Annotated in this window: 18 protein-coding genes and 2 tRNA genes; 13 read left to right on the top strand and 7 right to left on the bottom strand. The window is 44.5% G+C overall.

Features of this window, described 5'->3' with window-relative positions:
- Positions 1 to 38 precede the first annotated feature (38 nt).
- The 5 genes from ACQY6Q_RS13115 to ACQY6Q_RS13095 all read left to right on the top strand — a co-directional run bounded on the left by ACQY6Q_RS13115 (position 39) and on the right by ACQY6Q_RS13095 (position 3,967).
- Positions 39 to 114: transfer RNA gene (locus tag ACQY6Q_RS13115), tRNA-Lys, on the top strand.
- Positions 115 to 134: 20 nt separating this feature from the next.
- Positions 135 to 210, top strand: a tRNA-Lys gene (locus ACQY6Q_RS13110).
- A gap of 109 nt (positions 211 to 319) precedes the next feature.
- Positions 320 to 1,378, top strand: coding sequence for a quinolinate synthase NadA (gene nadA, locus ACQY6Q_RS13105; RefSeq protein ID WP_427982066.1), 1,059 nt, complete (start codon positions 320 to 322; stop codon positions 1,376 to 1,378).
- A gap of 142 nt (positions 1,379 to 1,520) precedes the next feature.
- Complete coding sequence (locus ACQY6Q_RS13100; RefSeq protein ID WP_427982064.1) at positions 1,521 to 2,570, top strand: GMP reductase; 1,050 nt, start codon at positions 1,521 to 1,523, stop codon at positions 2,568 to 2,570.
- Positions 2,571 to 2,920: 350 nt separating this feature from the next.
- Entirely contained in the window at positions 2,921 to 3,967 is a 1,047-nt protein-coding gene (locus tag ACQY6Q_RS13095) for an NAD(P)-dependent alcohol dehydrogenase (RefSeq protein WP_427982063.1), read from the top strand.
- An 86-nt stretch (positions 3,968 to 4,053) separates the two neighbouring features.
- On the opposite strand, the gene ACQY6Q_RS13090 is transcribed toward ACQY6Q_RS13095, so the two are convergent.
- The 3 genes from ACQY6Q_RS13090 to gap all read right to left on the bottom strand — a co-directional run bounded on the left by ACQY6Q_RS13090 (position 4,054) and on the right by gap (position 7,226).
- A complete protein-coding gene (locus tag ACQY6Q_RS13090) occupies positions 4,054 to 4,980 on the bottom strand; it encodes an AraC family transcriptional regulator N-terminal domain-containing protein (RefSeq protein WP_427982062.1) in 927 nt (308 codons plus the stop codon).
- Positions 4,981 to 5,299: 319 nt separating this feature from the next.
- On the bottom strand, positions 5,300 to 6,166 hold the full coding sequence (locus tag ACQY6Q_RS13085; protein ID WP_427982061.1) for a D-hexose-6-phosphate mutarotase: 867 nt from the start codon (positions 6,164 to 6,166) through the stop codon (positions 5,300 to 5,302).
- Between the two features lie 64 nt (positions 6,167 to 6,230).
- On the bottom strand, positions 6,231 to 7,226 hold the full coding sequence (gap, locus tag ACQY6Q_RS13080; protein ID WP_055731782.1) for a type I glyceraldehyde-3-phosphate dehydrogenase: 996 nt from the start codon (positions 7,224 to 7,226) through the stop codon (positions 6,231 to 6,233).
- 318 nt (positions 7,227 to 7,544) lie between these two features.
- Between gap and malQ the strand changes: the two genes are divergently transcribed.
- The 4 genes from malQ (at position 7,545) to msrB (ending at position 14,673) form a co-directional block, all read left to right on the top strand.
- Positions 7,545 to 9,743 (top strand): 4-alpha-glucanotransferase, encoded by a 2,199-nt coding sequence (malQ, locus tag ACQY6Q_RS13075; protein ID WP_427982060.1) that lies wholly within the window; start codon positions 7,545 to 7,547, stop codon positions 9,741 to 9,743.
- Positions 9,744 to 9,912: 169 nt separating this feature from the next.
- Entirely contained in the window at positions 9,913 to 12,123 is a 2,211-nt protein-coding gene (gene glgB / locus ACQY6Q_RS13070; protein WP_427982059.1) for a 1,4-alpha-glucan branching protein GlgB, read from the top strand.
- 46 nt (positions 12,124 to 12,169) lie between these two features.
- Positions 12,170 to 14,269, top strand: a complete 2,100-nt coding sequence (glgX, locus tag ACQY6Q_RS13065; protein ID WP_427982058.1) for a glycogen debranching protein GlgX — start codon at positions 12,170 to 12,172, stop codon at positions 14,267 to 14,269.
- Positions 14,266 to 14,673, top strand: a complete 408-nt coding sequence (gene msrB, locus ACQY6Q_RS13060; protein WP_427982056.1) for a peptide-methionine (R)-S-oxide reductase MsrB — start codon at positions 14,266 to 14,268, stop codon at positions 14,671 to 14,673. Before glgX ends, msrB begins: the two co-directional genes overlap by 4 nt.
- Here msrB and ACQY6Q_RS13055 read toward each other — a convergent pair.
- A complete protein-coding gene (locus ACQY6Q_RS13055; RefSeq protein WP_427982054.1) occupies positions 14,670 to 15,497 on the bottom strand; it encodes a DUF2989 domain-containing protein in 828 nt (275 codons plus the stop codon). The genes msrB and ACQY6Q_RS13055 overlap by 4 nt on opposite strands.
- A gap of 169 nt (positions 15,498 to 15,666) precedes the next feature.
- On the opposite strand from ACQY6Q_RS13055, the gene ACQY6Q_RS13050 reads away from it, so the two are divergent.
- Positions 15,667 to 15,951 (top strand): YeaC family protein, encoded by a 285-nt coding sequence (locus ACQY6Q_RS13050; RefSeq protein ID WP_427982052.1) that lies wholly within the window; start codon positions 15,667 to 15,669, stop codon positions 15,949 to 15,951.
- On the opposite strand, the gene ansA is transcribed toward ACQY6Q_RS13050, so the two are convergent.
- On the bottom strand, positions 15,948 to 16,958 hold the full coding sequence (gene ansA, locus ACQY6Q_RS13045) for an asparaginase (RefSeq protein ID WP_427982051.1): 1,011 nt from the start codon (positions 16,956 to 16,958) through the stop codon (positions 15,948 to 15,950). The genes ACQY6Q_RS13050 and ansA overlap by 4 nt on opposite strands.
- Before the next feature lie 79 nt (positions 16,959 to 17,037).
- Positions 17,038 to 18,867 (bottom strand): signal peptide peptidase SppA, encoded by a 1,830-nt coding sequence (sppA, locus tag ACQY6Q_RS13040; protein ID WP_427982049.1) that lies wholly within the window; start codon positions 18,865 to 18,867, stop codon positions 17,038 to 17,040.
- Positions 18,868 to 19,023: 156 nt separating this feature from the next.
- Here sppA and ACQY6Q_RS13035 point away from each other — a divergent pair, with 156 nt between their 5' ends.
- Complete coding sequence (locus tag ACQY6Q_RS13035) at positions 19,024 to 21,045, top strand: FAD-dependent oxidoreductase (RefSeq protein WP_427982048.1); 2,022 nt, start codon at positions 19,024 to 19,026, stop codon at positions 21,043 to 21,045.
- Here ACQY6Q_RS13035 and ACQY6Q_RS13030 read toward each other — a convergent pair.
- Positions 21,028 to 21,177: a hypothetical protein gene (locus ACQY6Q_RS13030; RefSeq protein ID WP_427982047.1), complete on the bottom strand. Its 150-nt coding sequence runs from the start codon at positions 21,175 to 21,177 to the stop codon at positions 21,028 to 21,030. The two genes, ACQY6Q_RS13035 and ACQY6Q_RS13030, sit on opposite strands and share 18 nt — an antisense overlap.
- An 89-nt stretch (positions 21,178 to 21,266) precedes the next feature.
- On the opposite strand from ACQY6Q_RS13030, the gene ACQY6Q_RS13025 reads away from it, so the two are divergent.
- The gene (locus ACQY6Q_RS13025) at positions 21,267 to 21,806 is read left to right on the top strand and encodes an NAD(P)H nitroreductase (protein ID WP_427982046.1); all 540 of its coding nucleotides are present in this window, start codon (positions 21,267 to 21,269) and stop codon (positions 21,804 to 21,806) included.
- Between the two features lie 6 nt (positions 21,807 to 21,812).
- The gene (locus tag ACQY6Q_RS13020) at positions 21,813 to 22,421 is read left to right on the top strand and encodes a DsbA family protein (RefSeq protein WP_427982045.1); all 609 of its coding nucleotides are present in this window, start codon (positions 21,813 to 21,815) and stop codon (positions 22,419 to 22,421) included.
- The last annotated feature ends 17 nt before the right edge of the window (positions 22,422 to 22,438 follow it).

The following is a 22,438-nucleotide window of genomic DNA, read 5'->3' as shown; positions in this document are numbered from 1 at the left end:
CCCACCACTCTCTCGTTTTAAAGTAAGCATATAGCAGCGGGTTGTTAGCTCAGTTGGTAGAGCAGTTGACTTTTAATCAATTGGTCGAAGGTTCAAATCCTTCACAACCCACCACTGTTATTGCTATCTCCTATGGGTTGTTAGCTCAGTTGGTAGAGCAGTTGACTTTTAATCAATTGGTCGAAGGTTCAAATCCTTCACAACCCACCAATTCTTCGTATTACCTGCATCGCTTCGGCTAATTCTTTAGTTCAATAACTGCCATTACACAGTTTGGCGGTGTATAATGCTCGAACGACTTTTTTCCCCAGACTTAGTTATGCAACAGCACGAATATTTTAACGAATCAATTTACCCATTTCCGGCTAAACCTGCGCCACTGGATGAACAACAGCGAGCAGCTTACAAGCAACGTATCAAGCAGTTACTTGTAGAGAAAGATGCTGTATTAGTTGCGCATTACTATACCGATCCGGTGATCCAAGCTTTGGCCGAAGAAACCGGTGGCTGTGTGGCTGATTCTTTAGAAATGGCTCGTTTTGGTAATAATCACCCGGCTAAAACCCTACTAGTAGCTGGAGTTCGGTTTATGGGTGAAACCGCTAAAATATTAACCCCCGAGAAAAAGGTGATTATGCCTACTCTAGAGGCGACTTGTTCTTTAGATTTAGGCTGTCCAGAGCAAGAGTTTGCAGAGTTTTGCGACCAACACCCAGAGCATACTGTAGTGGTTTACGCCAATACTTCTGCCGCGGTTAAAGCGCGTGCCGATTGGGTGGTGACGTCTAGTATTGCGGTTGATGTGGTGGAGCATTTGGATGCGCAAGGGCATAAGATCATTTGGGCGCCAGACAAGCACTTAGGCAGTTACGTTGCTAAGCAAACCGGCGCAGAGATGCTGTTATGGCAGGGGGCGTGTATCGTACACGACGAGTTTAAAGCGAAGGCTTTGCGTCAACTTAAACAACAATATCCGGATGCCGCAATTTTGGTTCACCCCGAATCACCGGAAAGTGTGGTAGCCATGGCTGATGCGGTGGGTTCAACTAGTCAACTTATCGCTGCGGCGCAAACCTTGCCCAACAAGAAGCTGATTGTGGCGACCGACAAGGGCATTTTCTACAAAATGCAGCAAGCCTGCCCAGATAAAGAAATGATTGAGGCGCCAACCGGTGGAAATGGTGCGACTTGCCGCTCTTGCGCGCATTGCCCATGGATGGCCATGAATGGTTTGAAGGCGATAGAAGAAGCTCTCATTGATGCTACCGGTAAGGAAGTATTTGTCGATGAAGCTTTGATTGATAAAGCGTTGGTGCCGCTGAATAGAATGTTGGGTTTTGCTAAGAATAATCAGCTTAAAGTGAAAGGTAACGCTTAAATCTACTAAATTGCTTCGCTAAGCCAGTATATTATTACTGGCTTTTTTGTATTTGCAGATAATTAAGCCTTAACTCTTTTATCAAACGTGGGACTTTGCTATAATCTTCGGGTTTTGTGCCAAGTAAACAGTAGAGAGATAAATGAGAGTTGAAACTGATATAAAGTTGGGTTTTAAAGACGTATTAATCAAACCTAAGCGCTCAACCTTGAAGAGCCGTTCTCAGGTTGTACTTGATCGGAAGTTTACCTTCAAGCATACCGGAAGTCAATGGGAAGGGGTTCCTGTTATTGCAGCAAATATGGATACGGTGGGAACGTTTGGTTTAGCCAAAGCTTTAGCTGAACACCGCATGATCACCGCGTTACACAAACACTACTCCATTGAGCAGTGGGCCGAGTTTCTTGGCGAAATGGCGCCAGAAAAAATCAAATACTTGATGGTCAGTTGTGGTACTTCTGATACGGATTTTGAAAAAACCAAACAAATTTTAGCGTTAAACGAAAACCTACAGTTTATCTGTGTTGACGTAGCAAACGGCTATTCAGAACACTTTGTTAGTTATGTACGTAAAATGCGTGAGACCTTTGCCGACAAAGTGATTGTTGCAGGTAACGTGGTAACTGGTGAAATGGTAGAAGAGCTTATCTTAAGCGGTGCTGATATCGTTAAAGTTGGCATTGGTCCTGGTAGCGTATGTACTACTCGCGTTAAAACAGGTGTAGGTTACCCACAGCTTTCTGCAATTATCGAATGTGCCGATGCTGCCCATGGTTTGGGTGGTCAAATCGTCGGTGACGGTGGTTGTACTCAAGCGGGTGATGTGGCCAAAGCCTTTGGTGGTGGTGCAGACTTCGTTATGTTAGGTGGTATGTTTGCTGCTCACCATGAAAATGGTGGCGAGATTGTTGAACAAGATGGCCAGAAGTTTATGAAGTTCTACGGTATGAGTTCGCAAACAGCTATGGATAAACACACTGGTGGCGTAGCCGAATACCGTGCCTCTGAAGGTAAAACTGTGTTATTGCCTTACAAAGGCAGTGTACAACTAACCATTCAAGACATACTCGGTGGGGTTCGTTCAGCTTGTACTTATGTTGGTGCATCTGAGCTTAAAGAGCTGACTAAGCGCACGACCTTTGTTCGCGTTCAGGAACAAGAAAACCAAGTGTTTGGTATTACAAAAGTTTAATTAGATTAGTGTCGGTTAGACTTGGCATAGTGCCTGTCGTAACCTCACGGTTCTGCACTGGTTGAGCCTGTTTGGCTTAACCAATGACCTCATTATTGGCCATTGCTTAACTGCGATGGCCATTTTTGTTTAAATCCCCCTTGTCTGTACGTTAACTTGCATATTCTATTGATTTAACGGATTTTTAGATTCTCGGGTGCTTGGTTGAGCGCGTTTAATTAAGCCACGTAGAATCGAGCAATAATCAGAGCTTATTTGGCAAGAGTTAAATAGTGTTGCTACCTATACTGATACCACGAGGATGCTAAATCCGTATTCAATACTTCTGCACTAGAAAAAGGTAAACTTTTATGAAAACAGTTGGTTATGCAGCTCATTCGGAAAATACAGAACTGGCTCCTTATCATTTTGAACGTCGCGAGTTACGTCCAAATGATGTGGCTATCGAAATTAGTTATTGTGGTGTTTGCCACTCAGATCTTCATACTGTAAATGGGGATTGGGGGCCACAGCCTTACCCCTTGGTTCCTGGCCATGAAATTGTAGGTATTGTTAGCGCGGTCGGTAGCGACGCAAGTAAATATAATATTGGCGATAAAGTGGCCGTTGGCTGTATGGTCGACAGCTGTCAAGAGTGTGATCACTGCCATGATGGCGAAGAACAATATTGTCGTAATGGCATGACTCCCACTTACGGTGTACCAGATAGACTGAATGGCGACATTACTCAAGGTGGGTACTCTAAACATATTGTGGTTCGGGAAGAATTTGTGTTGAGAATTCCTGATAATTTAGATATGTCGCGTGCGGCTCCTATTTTATGTGCAGGTATCACTACTTATTCGCCACTGCGTACATGGCAAATATCCAAAGGCTCTAGAGTGGGGGTTATCGGTCTAGGTGGCTTGGGTCATATGGCGGTTAAACTTGCCGTTGCTATGGGAGCCGAAGTTACAGTGATTAGCCGTTCTAACAATAAAGACACGCAAGCCAAAGAAATTGGCGCTAAAGGCATTTTGGTCTCGAGTGACCAACAAGCAATGCAGCACGCGGCCTCTTCGCTTGACTTAATCATAGATACCGTTCCGGTTAAGCACGATATTAATATCTATGTGCCGCTACTTGATCTAGATGGTACCCTAACCATCGTTGGCCAAATCGGCCCACTAGAAGAACCAATGACTTTGCCCTTGGTATTAGGTCGCCGCCGTGTTGCGGGGTCTTTAATCGGTGGCATTGCTGAAACGCAGGAGCTACTGGAGTTTTGTGCCGAACATCAACTATACCCAGAGTGCGAAACCATTAAGATGGAACAAATTAACGATGCGTTTAAGCAGTTAGCCACAGGTGATTTAGCTCACCGCTTTGTGATTGATATGACCGCTTTTGAAGCTTAATGGTTTTTGGATTTAGTGATTAATGAAGAGCAAAAGCAGCCTTGAGCTGCTTTTCTTTTTTTTAGCTAAATTGGGGCTTGGTTAAACTATCCGGTAATAGCCGCTTCCTTTGATTGGCGCAGGGCTTTGATGTCTTTTAACGGTGGAGCGCCAAATAAGCGGCTGTATTCGCGACTAAACTGAGAAGGACTTTCATAACCTACTTTGAAAGTAGTGGACATGGCATCTAAGTTTTCGGTAAGCATTAAACGTCGAGCTTCATTTAAACGTAGTTTCTTTTGAAATTGCAGCGGTGTCATTGAAGTTACTGAGCGAAAGTGGGAGTAAAAGGCGGATTTGCTCATACCACAGTTTGATGCGAGTTCGCCTACACTTAAAGGCTTAACAAAGTTATGCTTTAACCAATTAATCGCCTTGGATATTTGTTGGCTATGATTCCCAGAGGTGACGATTTGATAAAGCCTAGGGCCTTGTTCGCTATTCAATAAGCGGTAGAAAATTTCCCGCTTAATAATGGGCGCCATAATTTTTATACTGTCTGGTTCGCTTTGTAATGCAATTAAGCGGCTAAAAGCATCAACTAAGCTCGGTGTGAGCTCGCTAGTGGCAATCCCTTTATGAGCCTCTTTACTCGGAGTAAATGAAAGCTCGCTATCGACTATTAATTGCGAAATTTCCGGTAAATCTAAGCGCAGAATCACTCCTAAATAGGGTGCATCTTCGCTGGCTTCTACGATATTAGCGATAATGGGTAGTTCCACAGACGATATGAGCAAATGGTTAGCATCGTAAACAAAGCTGTCTTCGCCAAGAATAACCCGTTTTTTACCTTGAGCTACCAGGCAGATGCTAGGTTGGAGTGTATAACTGGTTGGCGCGGTAGGATAGGGGTAACGGCTAAAACTCAAACCGGGAATATCGGTATCAAACAGATTTACATCGCCAGTAAATAGGTTGATTAGCCCAGCCACTTCAGTTATGGAAAGGGGCTTTCTGCACAAGTGACTACTCATTACATCTCCTACTTCATCGGGCATTAACAATTTCCGAAACCAAGCCTGCTTATAGCATATCAATCCAAAAAACTGTATTTTTTGCTGTTTGGATTTTGCTGTTTGCGTACTAGGGGATTGACAGAGCTTGGGTTTTAACTATTAAATAACAAGTTGTTAGATTAATGACCCATTTTAGAGGGGGAGCTTCTGAGTTGCCCTTATTGTGAATTTACCGGGTATTTAATAAACACAATTGTACTTTTAGACAATTAAACATAGGGCATGCATTGTTGTGGCGTTCCGCCGATAACGCTATGCCCCGTCAGGTAAATAGCGTCTAATTTGTACTGGTGCAGCTGCTAATGGTTTGGCATAACTGATGGGTTTCACCAGGAGCAACACATTGCGCTTGTTGGGTTATCGCGGTTTCGATACAAATAAAGTTATCGGCACTACTAACATCGGGCATTTCTGCCGCTAAGGCGCTACCTGGGTTCCACACCACCACGCTGTCGTGTCCTTGGTGGCTCACTTCAACTTGTTTATCTGCATCGCTCATAACGCTGGTATCATCTGCTTGCAAATAAATGCGGTCAGTTTCTTTGGTGAGTTGAAAATCTCCACTAACTTGGGTAATCACGCCTGCGACTGAGTCGAAATATTGTTGACCAAGTGATCGGATGTGTAATTTTTTTACATCTGTTATGAAATATGAGTGCAGAGCACCGGTGTAGTAGAACGGCTCGCTTGAATGGTTGTGGGTGCTTAATTGAATATGGGCATTTTGGCTCAGGGTAAACTGGCATTGCAATTCAATTCCTGGAATCGAATCAGGGATTAATTTGAAGTCTAGGCAGCATTCATCGGCGGTGGTGTTTACGTTAGCTAACTGCCAGGTAGCAGTTCTAGCTAGGCCATGTTTAGGAAAGGGGCTGTCTCCTACGTTGGCAAAGCGTGGCCAGCAAATGGGCACTCCACCACGAATCGCCACCGATGGGCTAAATTGACTATCATCACTCAGCCAGAGTAGTTCGTGTCCGTGACTTGGGCGATAGCTGATCAAGTGGGCGCCTTGCTCTGCGATGAGCGCTTTTACTTTGGGGTGGTCTATCCAATAAAACACCATTCCTTGCTGGTTTTGGGTTTCAAATACCGCATTATCTAATTGCTTGACTACTGTTAGCTGGAGTTTTTCCAAAATCATAAATTTCACCTATAAAAAAAGCGACCCGAAGGTCGCCTTATCAGTTTAGCCTAAGCTACATGTCTTATTTAGAGATGTGAGCGATTAGGTCTAGAACTTTATTTGAGTAACCGATTTCGTTGTCGTACCAAGATACAACTTTAACGAATTTGTCGGTTAGAGCAACACCAGCTTTAGCGTCGAATACAGAAGTGTTAACTTCACCAACGAAGTCGTTAGAAACAACTTGGTCTTCAGTGTAGCCAAGAACGCCAGCCATTTCGCCTTCAGAAGCGGCTTTCATTGCTGCACAAATTTCTTCGTAAGTAGCGGCTTCTTTTAGGTTAACAGTTAAATCAACTACAGATACGTCTGGAGTAGGTACGCGGAAAGCCATACCAGTTAGTTTGCCGTTAAGTTCTGGAAGAACAACGCCTACAGCCTTAGCTGCACCAGTAGAAGAAGGAATGATGTTTTGACCAGCACCACGGCCACCGCGCCAGTCTTTCATTGAAGGACCGTCAACAGTTTTTTGAGTAGCAGTAGTTGCGTGAACAGTAGTCATAAGACCAGATTCGATGCCCCACTTGTCGTTTAGTACTTTAGCGATAGGAGCAAGACAGTTAGTAGTACAAGAAGCGTTAGAAACGATTTCTTGACCAGCGTAAGTGTCGTGGTTAACGCCCATAACGAACATAGGAGTAGCGTCTTTAGAAGGACCAGTTAGAACTACTTTTTTCGCACCAGCAGTGATGTGTTGACGAGCAGTTTCGTCTGTTAGGAAGATACCAGTTGCTTCAGCAACTACATCAACACCAATTTCGTCCCATTTTAGTTCTTCAGGGTTACGTACAGCAGTTACACGAACAGTTTTGCCGTTTACTACTAAGTTACCGTCAACAACTTCTACGCTACCGTTGAAACGACCGTGAGTTGAATCGTACTTAAGCATGTAAGCCATGTACTCAACGTCGATTAAGTCGTTGATGCCCACAACTTCGATGTCGCTGCGCTCAACAGAAGCACGGAATACGAAACGTCCAATACGGCCAAAACCGTTAATACCAACTTTAATTGTCATAGTGATACCTAATGTTTCCAAGTGTTAACAGATGTAGAATTTGGTTGTAAACTTACAACATTTTTAAAATAGTTCAAGTTGAATCCGCAATTAATTTGCGCGACATCAATTAATGGTTTAAAAACGAACAAGCTCACAAATTGCAGTGAGAAGTATTAGCGTAGATATAAAAAAAAACAATCAATATCAGGAAATCTCAGATAAAATTATTTTAGTGAAATTTGTGCTAGATCGATAAATCGAACGTTAGGATGAGTACAATACACGCGCTAAAAAAACAATAATTAGTCATATAAAAGCAATAACTCGGGAAATGTTATGTCAGATCAAATCATTGAACAGCTGGTTAAGCTTCGCGGCATTGAAACCAGTTACGTAGATGCTTGGGGAAATCCGGCGCAAGTCGTACCTGAAAGCAAAGCGAAATTACTAAAAGCGCTAGGTTACCCTGTAGATGATGCAGAGCAATTAGCCAAGCGTTATGAAGAAGACGTATTAAATTATTGGCAATCGGTTATGCCAGTAGTGAAAGTAGTGCGTGTTGCTTCTGAATATCCATTAGAGATCCGTGTTCCAATCGAGTTAGCCAATAAAGAATTTACTTGGACGCTAAAAACAGAACAGGGTGAGGCCTTTAAAGGGCAAATTACGCCTGTTGATGGTGAACTTATTGAAGCGCATGTTATTCATGAGACTGAATATCAGGCGTACATTGTTAATTTAGCGATTGAACTTCCTATTGGCTACCATGAGTTATCGCTTAGCCTTAAAGGTGGTCGTAAGGTTCTTGCTGAGACGCGTTACATTGTTGCGCCCAAAGCGGCTTACATCCAGCCCCAAATTGCTAATGGCAAAAAAGTATGGGGTCCTAGTGTCCAATTATACTGCCTGCGTAGTGAAACCAATTGGGGTGTTGGTGATTTTTCTGACTTAAAAGTGTTGGTTAAGAATATTGCAGAAAAAGGTGGTGATTTCGTAGGTTTAAACCCCATTCATTCGCTTTATCCTGCTAACCCAGAAGCGGCTAGCCCCTACAGCCCTTCTTCTCGTCGATGGTTAAACATCATTTATATTGACGTGGAAGCCATTGCAGAATTCCAAGAATCAGAAGCGGCTGCGTTGGTAGCAAGTCCTGCTTTCCAGAATCGCTTAGAGCAATTACGCGGTAGTGAATGTGTGGATTACTCTGGCGTTACTAACGCGAAGCTAGAAGCGCTAAAATTAGTATTTAAGCAATTCCAAACCATTCAAAAAGGCCGTAGCAAACGCGCCAATGCATTCCGTAGTTTCGTTAAGGAAGGCGGCGAAAGCTTAGCTGCACAAGCAACCTATGATGCTTTGCAAGCGCATCTTTATGACACCATCGGTAACGCGTGGGGTTGGCCTGCATGGCCTGATGAGTACAAAGAGTACCACTTACCTGCCGTGGCTGAATGGGTAAAAGCTAATAACGATGCAGTCGATTTTTACTTATGGCTCCAATGGGTTGCAGACGAGCAGTTAGCAGCAGTTGACGCTGTTGCTAAAGAGTCTGGCATGGTAATGGGCCTTTACCGTGACTTAGCGGTAGGTGTGAGTGAGGGTAGTGTAGAGATTTGGGCGAATGGAGAATTATATTCTCTTGATGCCAGTGTTGGTGCTCCGCCAGATATTCTAGGTCCGCTAGGTCAAAAATGGGGCTTGCCTCCAATGGATCCTGCTGTATTAGAACAGCAACAATATCAACCTATGATTGATTTATTCCGTTCTAATATGCGTTCTTGTGGTTCATTACGTATTGACCATGCAATGGCCTTATTGCGTCTATGGTTGGTACCGGTAGAAGATTCGGCTGACAAAGGTGCTTACCTTTACTACCCAATTCAAGACTTGTTAGGTATTTTGGTATTAGAAAGTCATCGCAATAAATGTCTTATCATTGGTGAAGACTTAGGTACCGTTCCTGATGGTATTTTTGAAGTTTTACAAGAGAATGGTGTGCATTCTTACCGTATTTTCTTCTTCGAACAAGCGGAAGACGGCGGCTTTATTTCCCCAGCTCATTATCCAGAGCAAGCCATGTCTGCGGTAACTACTCATGATATGCCAACCCTACGCGGTTTCTGGCATTGTGATGATTTAGCCTTAGGCCGTGAATTGGGTATTTATCCAGATGAAGAAGTACTTCAAGGTTTGTACCGCGACCGTCATGAAAGCAAGCAAAAAATCCTAGATAGCCTACATGGCCACCAGAGCATTCCTGATTACATTTCTCATGATGTAAATTGGGTGGGTATGGATAAAGGTCTCAACTACGGTATTCAAGTACACATGGCCAAAGGTAGCTGTAATCTATTGTCTGTTCAGTTAGAAGACTGGATGGAAATGGATAAACCTGTGAACGTCCCTGGTACTTCTAGCGAGTACCCTAACTGGCGTCGTAAGTTGGCATGGAATCTAAGTGATTTATTTAATAATCACGATGTTCAGCACTTGATGTACTCGTTAACTGAAGCTCGGGCTAAAGTAAGCAAGTAATTTGCACGAAATTTAAACAAGCGTTCTTCGGAGCGCTTTTTTTTTGTGTATGAAAATGTTTTCTATCTCACTTTAATTCGTATTTATTGAGAAAAGCGACCGCAGTTGCGCTAACCTAAGCAGTATTGACCAAACCCTCTTATTCTCAGGACGTTAAGGTAAGTACATAATGAAACGATCTTTGTCTTCACCGGTTTCCGCACTCGTAAAAAAACTATCCAGTGTGCGCCTCAGTGAACCCTTTAATGTATTAGGTTTAATTAGTAAGACCAATAAAAAAGGTTTGGTTTTACGCTCTTGGCAGCCAGACGCTAAAGCGGTCTCGGTGCTGTCATTAAGTGGTGAATTGATAGGGGAGATGGGGCAAGTATCGCCGCAAGGTTTGTTTGAATTATCACTAGATAGCGAGCAGCGATTTAGTTACCAGTTGGAAGTCGATTACGGCGACGCTAAACATACTGTTATCGATCCTTACCAATTTCACGAACAAGCCTATGAAGGCTTGGCGACTATGTCTCATGCGCCGCAACATCTTTATCAAGTTTTAGGTGCGCAAGTAAAAACTATCGAAGTAGATGGTCACAGTGTTAGCGGTGTGCGTTTCGCTGTGTATGCGCCTAGTGCTATGAGTGTCAGCTTGATTGGTGAGTTTAACTACTGGGATGGGCGTCGCTTACCAATGCAGCGCTCTTTGGATGGTCATTGGGTATTATTTGTTCCTGGTCTTGAGGCGGGTACTAAATACAAATACGAACTTAAAGATAGCCAAGGCCATAGTTTGCCACATAAAACTGACCCGGTTGGTTTTTGCGCCGAGCAGTATCCTTCGTTTGCCTCAGTAGTATGGGATCACCAACAATATCAATGGCATGACCAAGATTGGATCGAGTCACAAAAAACCGATAAACGTTTGCAGCCAATGAGCATCTACGAGGTGCATTTGGGCTCGTGGCGCCGCAAATTAGAAGCCAACAAGGCCAGTTATTTGAGCTATCGCGAGTTGGCCATTGAGTTGGTCGATTACGTGAAAGAGATGGGCTATACCCATATCGAAGTGCTGCCGATTTCTGAATATCCCTTCGATGGCTCATGGGGTTATCAACCGATTGGCTTGTTTGCGCCAACCAGCCGTTTTGGTAATCCCGATGACTTTAAATTCTTGGTTGACCAGTGTCACCAGAATGGCATTGGTGTGATTGTAGACTGGGTACCGGCTCACTTCCCCAGTGATTCACATGGTTTAGCCCGTTTCGATGGCACCCATTTGTACGAATATGAAGATCCTCGTCGTGGTTGGCACAACGATTGGAATTCCTATATCTACGATTTCGGTCGCGATACAGTAAGACAATTTTTAGTCGCCAGCGCCTTAATATGGTTAGATAAGTTCCATGTAGATGGTTTACGTGTGGATGCTGTTGCCTCGATGCTTTACTGGGATTACTCTCGTAACGACGGGGAATGGATCCCTAACGTTGATGGCGGTAACCAAAACTACGAAGCAATTAGCTTATTAAAGTGGTTTAATGAAGAGGTTTACCGTCAATACCCTCATGCTATGACTATTGCCGAAGAGTCCACTGCCTTCGCTGGCGTGTCTCGTCCTACCTATACCGGTGGTCTAGGCTTTGGTTTCAAATGGAATATGGGATGGATGCATGATTCGTTAACTTATATGCAAAAAGATCCTGCTTTCCGTAAATATCACCATAATGAAATTACCTTTGCTATGGTATACAACTACGATGAAAATTTTGTATTGCCAATTTCTCATGATGAAGTGGTGCATGGTAAAGGCTCGCTATTAGGTAAAATGCCGGGTGATGAATGGCAACAAGCGGCAAACTTACGTGCCTATACGGCTTTCATGTATGCTCATCCTGGCAAGAAGCTTAACTTCATGGGCAACGAAATAGCTCAAGCCAGTGAATGGAATCACGACGCCAGTTTAGAATGGGATGTATTAAAATATCCCAAACACAAAGGGCAACAAGAACTGGTTAAGCAGCTGAATAAGGTTTATAGAAACCATCCTGCGATGTTTGAAGGTGACTATGATACAGACGGTTTCGAATGGATAGATCATAACGACTGGGAAAAAAGCATTTTAGTTTTTCAACGTAATGCCTTAAATAGTCAACAAAAAATGATCGTGGTATGTAACTTCACTCCGGTTCCTCGTGATCAGTATCGCTTGGCAGTGCCTGAGGCTGGACATTATCGGGTGATTTTAAATACTGATTCGGAGATGTACTGGGGCAGTAATTATGATGCCGGTATCGAGTTCCAGTCCGAAGCAGTAGCAAGCCATGGGCGTGAAAACTCAGTGATATTAAACTTGCCACCCCTTTCAACTTTGTATTTAATCAAGGTAGATTAGTTTACAGTTGATAAGCCCCCGCTTCGGCGGGGGAGATAGGGTAGCCATGTCTATAAGAAGTCAGTTAACACCTTTACCCTTGAGTCTTGGAAAATTTCAAGTTTCCCCAGGGCAGGATTATCCACTGGGTGCCACCTTAGATGCTCAGGGATGTAATTTCGCAATCCACGCTGGCGATGCCAAATACATAGAATTATGTTTGTTCGATGAGCAAGAAAACGAGGTTGCTCGCTTAGTTTTACCCGGTAAACAAGGCGGCATTCGTTATGGCTATGTGCATGGTATAAAAGCCAAGCAACTCTATGCTTATCGGGTATTCGGCGCTTTTCAGCCCGAGCATGGTTATTGGTATGACCCAAGAAAGCTAATATTAGACCCTTACGCTAAGGCGTTATCTCGACCATTAATTTGGGATGCCAAAGCTTATCAAGAAGATGATGCTAGCCTTATTCCCAAATGTGTCGTGACTAATGACGAGTTTGATTGGCAGGGGGTAGCTAAGCCGAATATAAACCGCCAAGACATGATTTTGTACGAAACCCATGTGCGTGGTTTTAGCCAATTGAACGAGAAAGTATCAGCCGCCAATCGAGGTACTTATCTTGGTATGGTTGAACCGGACTGTATTGATCACCTAAAAGGTTTAGGCATTACCTCGGTACAGTTAATGCCCACTGCTGCGTTTATGTCAGAACCGCGCTTGAAAGGTCTGGGGTTAAGTAATTATTGGGGTTACAACCCGATTTTATTCATGGCCCCTGAGCCGCGTTATGCCAAACAGAATGCCCTCAATGAATTTAAGACCATGGTGCGCGAATTTCACCGCAATGGTATAGAAGTGATTTTGGATGTGGTATTTAACCATACTGCCGAAGCAGGTGCAGACGGGCCTACTTTGTGTTATCGAGGCCTAGACAATCGTTCTTATTACTTGTTTGAGAAAATTGGCGATAGCCCCGATTACCAACGTTATACCAATAATACTGGTTGTGGTAACAGCGTCAGCTTAGATAGCCCCACCAGCCTGCGCTTGGTATTAGATAGCTTGCGTTATTGGGTCGATGTAATGCAAATTGACGGTTTTCGTTTTGATCTAGCGGTGAGTTTAGGGCGGGAGAAAAACCAATATCGGCAACATGCCGCTTTCTTTAAAGCAATTGCCCAAGACCCTATCTTATCTCGCGCTAAGATGATTGCTGAACCTTGGGATATTGGTCCCTTTGGTTATCAGCTAGGTCATTTCCCAGAGCGCTGGATGGAGTGTAACGACCGGTTTCGTGATACTAGCAGGGCGTTTTGGAAAGGCGACCATGGTTTATTAGGTGAATTGGCTACGCGTATTATGGGCTCTAGAGATCTGTTTTTTGCGAGCCGCAGAAGTATTCATACCAGTGTCAATTACATCTGTTATCACGATGGTTTTACCTTAGATGATTTGGTTAGCTATGAGCAGCGTCATAACCATGCCAATGGCGAAGAAAATCGCGATGGTCATGGCCATAACTTGTCGGCTAACTATGGGATAGAAGGGCAGACCGACGATCCCGAAATCATGCGTTTGCGGCGCAAGCAAAAACGTAATTTGTTAGCCACCTTGATGTTATCACAAGGCATTCCGCATTTTTTGGGTGGTGATGAACTGAGCCGAACTCAGCAAGGTAATAACAACGCTTATTGTCAAAACAATAAGATGAGTTGGTTTAACTGGAAACTTAATCCTGAACAACAACTGTTTTTGCAGTTTTGCCAGCAGTTAATTGGCTTGCGTAAACGTTGCAGTGTATTTAATTACTTGCAGTTGGAGAACGACAGTTACGAGAAGTGCCACTCTCAATTACATGGCGTACGTTGGTATCGTACCGACGGCACGCACATGAAGCAGAGTGACTGGCATCAATCGCATGCTTGGGCAGTGGCGGTAGAGTTGAGAAGCCTAGGTAAAAACAAAGCACGTTGGTTGTGGATGATTAACGCCTGTACCCATGAGGTGGATTTCAACATAGCTGGGCCTGAAACCGGTTATCAGTGGACCCAGCAAATGGACACTGAATCTGATAAAGCCATCTTTGAAAAGCCACTTGCACAGCTCAACCATGTTAAACTAAAAGCCAAATCCATGGTTTTGTTAGAACAGACAGCGTTGTGAATAAAATAGTAAAAAGTGAACACGAGTGGCGTGAGTTGCTTTCAGATTTAGCCTTTGCCGTTACTAGAAAAGGCGCTACCGAGCGCCCCTTCAGCGGAACCTTGTTACATAATAATCAGCAGGGGACTTACCATTGCGTTTGCTGTAATCAAACCTTGTTTAGCTCACAGGCAAAGTTTGATGCCGGTTGTGGTTGGCCTAGTTTTGATAGAGCGGCCGAAAATAAAGCGGTAAAGTTTTTACGCGATACCAGCCATAACATGGAGCGAGTAGAGGTTCGCTGTAGCCGCTGTGATGCCCACCTCGGCCACGTATTTAATGACGGCCCCACCGATACTAAAGAGCGCTTTTGTATAAACTCCGCCGCATTAGATTTTACTGCAGAAGATAATGATTCTCTCTAAAGCTGGTATTGACGTTCTTTTATTTGTTTAAAGATAACCTTAGCTTCTTCCTGTAAGTCTTCTAATTGGTCTTCATTTAACTGGAGAAGGTGTTTCAGTGAAGAGTAGTCTTGGGTGCTGTGGTCATCGAATAATGCCGACACCTGCGCCCAAATATAAGCTTGTCGAAAGTTTCTTAAAGCCATGTATTGCGAAGTAATGGCTTCTGGATACTTAGCCGGAATTTGCTGTTCTTGAGAAAAATACTTGAAGCTACTTTGCAATATATCAATGGTTTTTTGAGGGTTATTACCACTGTAGTAAATCGCTAAGGTCCATAGTAATTCTGGGCTATCCAATTTACCGGTGCCTTCAAGAGCCAAAAAGCGTTCTTTAGCGTCTTGGTCACGGTGCTGAGTCCAATGATACATGGCTAAGTAGGGATTGTTGGATTCACGGGTTTCTGCTTCTAAGCGAGCCAGTTCTTCTAATGAGGTGAGCATTCCTACCACGCGCTGGGTTTTTCTCGATTTATCGTATTTGGGTTCAATGGATGCTGCCAGCTCGATACACTGATTGTAAGCACGATAGTTTTTAATGAGGTGATATTTGTTTTCGTCACTCGCGTGATTTAACTCGTCAAAACGGGCAATAATCACATCTGCGCGCTCAGAGCGACACCAGCCATCCTGATTAAGGTCTTCACATAGTTCAGGGTTACTTTTACAAATGCTTTTAACGGTGCGGTTGCCAAAGCCTAAAAAATTTAAGGCTGAGTCACAGCCCGCTAGGGCCAATGGGAGCAGTAACACGAGGTAACGATGACTGGCGAATAACGAAGACAATTTTCTTCCTTGAATAAAAATGGGCGATATACAACTTACTCGAGAGATTAGCATAATTTATTCGACCTAAGCTGCAATAAATTAATCTGCTTGGCTTGATTGCTCAGTTTATAGCTTGGCAGTTGCAAAAAGCTTTGTTAGTGTTTTGCTAATATTATAGGAGTGATAAATGGATGTAGAAAAGTTGTTGGCGGCAATTACGCCAGAGATTTATCAAAACATGCTCAGTGCGGTAGAAACCGGACGGTGGCCAGATGGTAAATTGCTGAGTGATGCGCAACGTGATCATACTCAGCAATTAGTTATATTGTACCAAGCCAAGCATAACCATCAGCCTCAGCACTTTACTGTTGGGACTGACGGAGAGCTGGTGATGAAATCGAAACAAGAGTTAAAACGTCAATACCGTGACCAGCAAACCATTGTTAGCGTGCCACTAAACGAAAATAACTAAAGAGTAATTTCGCCGCGTAAATCTTGCTTAAGTAACTCACGGATCCGCTCGCTCGGTAGCGGTTTACTAAGCAAGTAATGGAGTTTGGCTAAGGCTGCTTCGGTGGTCATATCTCCGCCGCTGACTACGCCGGCTTTAGCTAACGCATTTCCTGTAGCGTAACCGCCCATATTCACCTTACCGGTTAGACATTGGCTTAAGTTTAATACGATGATGCCACGTTCACAGGCTTGGCGTAATAACTCCAACATGCTCTCGTTTTGTGGCGCGTTGCCTACACCGTAACTTAGTAGTATTAAGGCTTTCACTGGTTGCTGTAGTAGATTGGCAATCACTTCAGTTGATATGCCAGGGTATAAACTGACTACTCCAATCGGTTGGGGAACAATAGGGCTAATTTGTAGCGCGCTGATCCCTGTAGGTCTGATTTCCCCAGCGATGACTTCGATGTCAATGCCCGCTTTGAGCAAGGCTGGGTAGTTGGGTGACATAAACGCGTCAAAGCCATCGGCATGGGCTTTGGTACTTCTATTGCCCCTGAACAGTTTATTGTTAAAAAATAAACAGACTTCATGTACTGGGTAATAGGCGGCTAAATATAAGGCATTTAGCAGGTTAGTTTGCCCATCTGAACGCAGCTCGCTGAGTGGAATCTGTGAGCCAGTTACTATCACCGGTTTGCTGAGATTTTCTAGCATGAAAGACAGCGCAGACGCAGTATAAGCCATGGTATCGGTGCCATGTAGCACGACAAAGCCATCATACTGTTCATAATTGGTTTGAATGTCCTCGGCAATCAGCTGCCAGTGTTGAGGATCCATGTCCGCAGAATCAATTAAGGGAGAAAACTCGTGAACCGTAAATTCAGGCATTTCTTCGCGCTGAAATTCAGGCATGGCTTGTAAGCAATCCCGCATGAAGCCAGCAACTGGCACATAGCCTCTTTCACTACGCTGCATGCCAATCGTACCACCGGTATAGGCAATATAAATAGATTTTCGACTCATCAGACTACCATTCCAAAAATTTTTGAAATTATAGTCTGATGTAGGTTGAATGTAAGTAGCTAGTGAGGATTAATTAAGGCTATTGTAGGCCTTCACATACCGCACAGAAGCTATATTGACCCATCGGGTCATTAAATTGTTCAAGAGATGGCGCTTGTTGTTTGATTTGTTGTAACAAGGTCCACTGGGGCAAGTGATTTGTTAGTGCTTGGCTGATTTTACTGTCGAACAGTTCGGCAATAAAACGCTCGCGCGGTGACATAGGCACTTCTAGTTGATCAAGTTGGTAAGCGTTTAACTCTGCTAAACTCGCGGCGTAATCAATGGCAGCGTTTAGATCGCCCAGTTGATCTACTAAGCCGTTTTCTAGCGCATCCTGGCCGGTCCAAATACGTCCTTCGGCGATCTTTTCCATATCCGTCATTGGAATAGCTCTGCCGTTTGATACCAGCGAAACGAAGTTGTGGTAGCCGTGTTCTATATTCAGCTGAATGATCTCTGCCACTTCATCAGGTAAGGCTTGAAAAGGACTAATTTCCGCTAGTGGGCCAGTGGCATAACCGTCGCTACTAATGCCCAATTTAGCTAGGGCATTTTCAATGGTGGCAAACATGCCAAAGATACCAATTGAGCCGGTAATGGTGGTGGGGCTAGCAAAAATCTGATCAGCAGTAGACGATATCCAATAGCCGCCACTGGCGGCCACGCTACCCATGGAAACGACAACAGGAATACCTTTGTCTTGGAATTGCTGTAGCTTTTCACGAATTAATTCTGAAGCAAAGGCACTGCCGCCGGGGCTGTCTACACGCACTACCAAGGCTTTTACGTCTTCGTCTTCTAAGGCTTGGTTTAGCTGGCTTAATACCGTGTCAGCAGCAATCACCTTGTCTTGGCCACGGCCGCCAACAATGGCACCTTGGGCAACCAATAAGGCGACCTTGTCGGGAGCACTTGCAGGTGAGGGAAGGTTAGCTAAGTAATCGCTGAAATCTTGAGATTGATAGCTACTGCCATCGTCACTTCTACCAAAGGTGTCTATTAATAGTTGTTTAGCTTGTGAGCGGGTGGTCAGTTGGTCAACCAAACCGTATTTTTCGGCATAGCGGGCACCGTCACCGTCAACGGTTTTAAGTGCTGCAATCAGTTGTTTGGCCTTAGGCATTAGTTGCTGTTGGGCAATGCCGCGGTTGTGCGACACCGTGTCTAAATAGCTTTGCCAGAGTTGATCCATCCAATGTGCTAAATCTTGTTTGGCCTCAATGGACATATCGTTGCGAATGTAAGGTTCTACAAACGACTTGTGAGTGCCTACACGGAATATATGAGTGTTTAATTCTAATTTGTCGATGGCATCTTTAAAGAACAGTTGCCGCGAATTCATGCCACGCATCAATACTGCACCTTTAGGGTTGAGCAATACGGTGTTGGCAAAACTGGCAAGGTAATATTGGTGCTGATCATAGTAGTCGGCGTAAGAAATAATCGGTTTGCCACTGTCTTTAAAGCGCTCTAAAGCCTCTCCAATAATGGCTAACTTCGTTTGACTAGTGCGCGGTAAGGCGTCTAGGCGCAATACTATGCCGGTAATATTGCTGTCGGTGCGTGCCGCATCAACGGCTTGTACCACGCTGTATAAGTCAATTTCCTTTTCTACGGTATTACCTAATACCTCATTGCTAAATTCTGCAATTGGATTAATCCGTTGAGTTTGTTCAACGATTTGACCGTTTAGGTTAAGAACTAGTGCACCGGCTGGCGGTTCAATCTGGGGCTCGTTACTTACGTTACCTAGAGCCAAAATTACCAGAATGACCATCAGCAATAGAAACAAATTAACGATTAGTGCACGAATGAAATTAAGCGTACGCCAGAAAAAGCGAAAGATGTTTTTTATCAATTTAAACACGGTGCTCTACTTAAATAATTACGGATGTCTTAAACGTTACCATAGTCATAAAAAACAGGCACCTGCAAATATTCAAACAAATGTTTGAAACTATAGTTTGCTTTGTATATGCTGTTAACACTTTCATAACATGGCTACCAAATAGAGGTTACACGGATGACCAAGTACCCACATTTAAGCGCTCCTTTGGATTTAGGATTTACCCAGTTACCTAGTCGCGTTTTAATGGGCTCAATGCACACCGGTTTAGAAGAAGAAAAAGGTGGATTTGAAAAACTAGCGGCATTTTATGCATTGCGAGCCAAAGGGGGAGTGGGTTTAATCGTGACCGGGGGGATTGCTCCCAATTTTAGAGGTCGTCTTGCGCCCAATGGCTGCCAGTTAAGTTTCCCTTGGCAGGTAAAGAAGCATCGTATTGTTACCGAAGCGGTACATAAAGAGGGCGGGAAAATCGCCCTACAATTGCTGCACGCGGGGCGTTATGCCTATCATCCGTTTAGCGTTGGCGCCAGTAAGATAAAAGCGCCAATCAATCCGTTTAAACCTAAAGCCATGAGTGAGCGACAAATTCGCTCCACCATTAAAGATTTTGCCAACAGTGCCAAGCTGGCCCAACGCGCCGGCTATGACGGTGTTGAGATTATGGGCTCAGAAGGTTACCTGATTAATCAATTTATTTGCTCGCGCACTAATCGACGTAGTGATAGTTGGGGTGGCAGCTATCAAAACCGCATTAAATTCCCCATTGAGGTGGTGAAGCAAACGCGTGCAGCAGTGGGTAAAGACTTCATCATTGTATTTCGTTTGTCGATGCTGGACTTAGTCGAGCAAGGCAGTACCTTTGAAGAGGTCTTATTACTAGCCAAAGCCTTAGAGCAAGCCGGCGTTACCATACTCAATACCGGGATTGGTTGGCATGAGGCGCGCATTCCTACCATTGCCACCAGTGTACCGCGCGGCGCCTTTGCCTGGGTCACCGAGAAAGTGAAACAGCACATCAACATTCCAATGGTGGCCGTTAACCGCATTAATACTCCCGATGTAGCAGAGAATATTTTGCGCTCAGGGCAAGCTGACATGGTATCAATGGCGCGTCCGCTGTTGGCCGATCCACTGTTTGTGGAAAAAGCTCGTAATAATCAAGCGGCTCTAATCAATACCTGTATTGCCTGTAATCAAGCTTGTTTAGACCATGTATTTAAACAGCAACGTGCCAGCTGTTTGGTGAATCCTCAGGCATGTTATGAAACCGAGTTGAGCTTCCCTCCGGTGGCCAAGGCTAAACACATTGTTGTGGTAGGCGCCGGGCCTGCTGGTTTGGCATTTTCCTGTTATGCGGCGCAAAGGGGCCATCGAGTCAGCTTGTATGATCAGGCTGAACAAATTGGCGGGCAGTTTAACTACGCCAAACAGATCCCCGGGAAAGAAGAGTTCTACGAAACCCTGCGTTATTTTGCTAATCGCTTAAGCCAATTAGGCGTTGAGCTGCATTTAGAAACTAAAGTGGACGCACCGATGCTCAGCGAATTGGCAGCCGATGAACTGGTGATTGCCACCGGTATTTCACCGCGTACGCCGCCAATTGAGGGTATTAGTCATGAAAAAGTGTGCAGTTATTTAGATGTATTGCGCGACCACAAACCCATTGGTAAGCAAGTCGCCATTATTGGAGCCGGCGGTATTGGCTTTGATGTGGCGGAATACTTGGTTGAACAAAAGCCTTCGTTATCGACCAACGTAAATCGCTGGTTAGATAGTTGGGGTATCGATAGCAATATTACCGAGCCGGGAGGCTTAAAACCGCAGCAGTCTCATCAGGGCTTACGTAAGGTATATTTGTGTCAGCGAAAATCGAGCAAAGTGGGTAAGGACTTAGGTAAAACTACCGGCTGGATCCATCGAGAAACCTTAAAGAAGAATCAGGTAGAGATGTTAGCTGGCGTTGAGTATCTAAAAATAGACGACCAAGGTCTGCATATTCGCCGTGATGGCAAAGAGCAGTTATTAGCCGTGGATCAGGTAGTGATATGTGCCGGGCAGGAGCCATTACGTACCTTGCATGATGATTTAACTGCTCTAGGGATTCGCTCTCATCTGATTGGTGGTGCTGATGTTGCAGCAGAGTTAGATGCCAAGCGTGCAATACGCCAAGGTGCAGAATTAGCGGCGGCGCTCTAGTTTCAGCCACTGTTGAATGAGTGCGGCGGTGGGTTTGGGGTTTTGTTTAACCCAAGCTTGTAGCTGCATGAGTTGTTGACGACGTAGCTTTTGCTGTTGCTCTATAGCAACGGCGGTGTGTTTAAGCTTCATTATTAGTAGGCTAAGTGATTAAGGCTTAACTTTACTTTTAACACAATTTACGCACAATGGCCTAACAAACTCCCTCGTTAAGGATAACAATGAAGGCCTTAGATTTATTACTCAATCGTCAATCTTGCCCGCGTTTAACTGCGCCAGCGCCAGAAGGTGCAGAACTAGAAACGATTTGGAAAGCCGGACTAAGAACCCCCGACCATGGCGGTTTAACTCCCTGGCGTTTTATTCACGTTAGTGGTGAAGGTTTAGGCAAACTCGCTAACATCTTTGAACAAGCTGCACTGGCCGAAGCCGGTGATAGCGAAAAAGCTAAAACCATGCCATTTCGCGCACCTCTTATCACCATCGTAATTGCTTGTCCGAAAGAGCATGCCAAGGTCCCAGAGATTGAACAGCTTCTCTCGGCGGGGTGCGCCGTTCACGCCATGCAAATGGCCGCCTTTGCCCAGGGTTACAATGGTATCTGGCGTACTGGACCGATGGCTTATAGTGCTACGGTTAAGCAATTGCTGGGGCTAGCTGAGCATGAATCCATTGTTGGTTTTCTCTATTTAGGGAGCCCGCAAACAAAAGCCAGCAAAGTGCGTGAACTTGCCTTTGAAGACTACGTTAGTTGGTTATAAGCGCCCATGGCAGTTGTATATTATGTTCACGACCCTATGTGCTCTTGGTGTTGGGGCTATAAGCCCCGCTTGGCAGAGCTAGAGCACGCGCTGCCCGAGGGGCTAGAACTGGTGTACCTGCTAGGCGGCTTAGCCGCCGATACTGACCAGCCAATGCCGCTAGAGATGCAGCAATTTTTACAGCAAACTTGGCGTAACATTGCTCAGCAATTAGGCACAGAGTTTAACCATGATTTTTGGCGTTTAAATAGCCCTAAACGTTCTACCTATCCGGCCAATCGCGCGGTATTGGCTGCCGAGAAACAAGCGGCCGGCAAGGCGATGATAAGTGCTATTCAACAAGCTTATTATTTACAGGCTAAAAACCCGTCAGAGGTTGAGGTATTAGTGGCTTTGGCCGAACAGTTGAACTTAGATCTGCCCCGGTTTATCGCAGATATGAACAGCGAAGCCTTAAACCGGCAGTTAATGGAGCAAATTGCGTTTGCCCGTAGTTTGCCTATTCAAGGTTTTCCATCGTTGGTATTGTCTCAACATGGCCAATTGCATGCCTTGCCGCTCGATTACCGAGAAGCTCAAGTCACGCTTGAGCATCTGGCTAGTTTATTGGCTTAAATGCCTAACTCATCTAA

Source organism: Agarivorans sp., from assembly GCF_050295395.1.
GTDB lineage: Bacteria > Pseudomonadota > Gammaproteobacteria > Enterobacterales > Celerinatantimonadaceae > Agarivorans.
The sequence above is the reverse complement of the archived record's forward strand: the minus strand, read 5'-3'. Positions and strand labels throughout refer to the sequence as shown.

Coding starts and splice junctions, on each gene's coding strand:
- ACQY6Q_RS13090 (WP_427982062.1), bottom strand. CDS start 4,980: ATGAGTAGTCACTTGTGCAGAAAGCCCCTTTCCATAACTGAAGTGGCT.
- ACQY6Q_RS13095 (WP_427982063.1), top strand. CDS start 2,921: ATGAAAACAGTTGGTTATGCAGCTCATTCGGAAAATACAGAACTGGCT.
- ansA (WP_427982051.1), bottom strand. CDS start 16,958: ATGAGTCGAAAATCTATTTATATTGCCTATACCGGTGGTACGATTGGC.
- gap (WP_055731782.1), bottom strand. CDS start 7,226: ATGACAATTAAAGTTGGTATTAACGGTTTTGGCCGTATTGGACGTTTC.
- ACQY6Q_RS13020 (WP_427982045.1), top strand. CDS start 21,813: ATGGCAGTTGTATATTATGTTCACGACCCTATGTGCTCTTGGTGTTGG.
- ACQY6Q_RS13050 (WP_427982052.1), top strand. CDS start 15,667: ATGGATGTAGAAAAGTTGTTGGCGGCAATTACGCCAGAGATTTATCAA.
- glgB (WP_427982059.1), top strand. CDS start 9,913: ATGAAACGATCTTTGTCTTCACCGGTTTCCGCACTCGTAAAAAAACTA.
- nadA (WP_427982066.1), top strand. CDS start 320: ATGCAACAGCACGAATATTTTAACGAATCAATTTACCCATTTCCGGCT.
- glgX (WP_427982058.1), top strand. CDS start 12,170: ATGTCTATAAGAAGTCAGTTAACACCTTTACCCTTGAGTCTTGGAAAA.
- malQ (WP_427982060.1), top strand. CDS start 7,545: ATGTCAGATCAAATCATTGAACAGCTGGTTAAGCTTCGCGGCATTGAA.
- ACQY6Q_RS13100 (WP_427982064.1), top strand. CDS start 1,521: ATGAGAGTTGAAACTGATATAAAGTTGGGTTTTAAAGACGTATTAATC.
- ACQY6Q_RS13085 (WP_427982061.1), bottom strand. CDS start 6,166: ATGATTTTGGAAAAACTCCAGCTAACAGTAGTCAAGCAATTAGATAAT.
- ACQY6Q_RS13025 (WP_427982046.1), top strand. CDS start 21,267: ATGAAGGCCTTAGATTTATTACTCAATCGTCAATCTTGCCCGCGTTTA.
- ACQY6Q_RS13035 (WP_427982048.1), top strand. CDS start 19,024: ATGACCAAGTACCCACATTTAAGCGCTCCTTTGGATTTAGGATTTACC.
- ACQY6Q_RS13030 (WP_427982047.1), bottom strand. CDS start 21,177: ATGAAGCTTAAACACACCGCCGTTGCTATAGAGCAACAGCAAAAGCTA.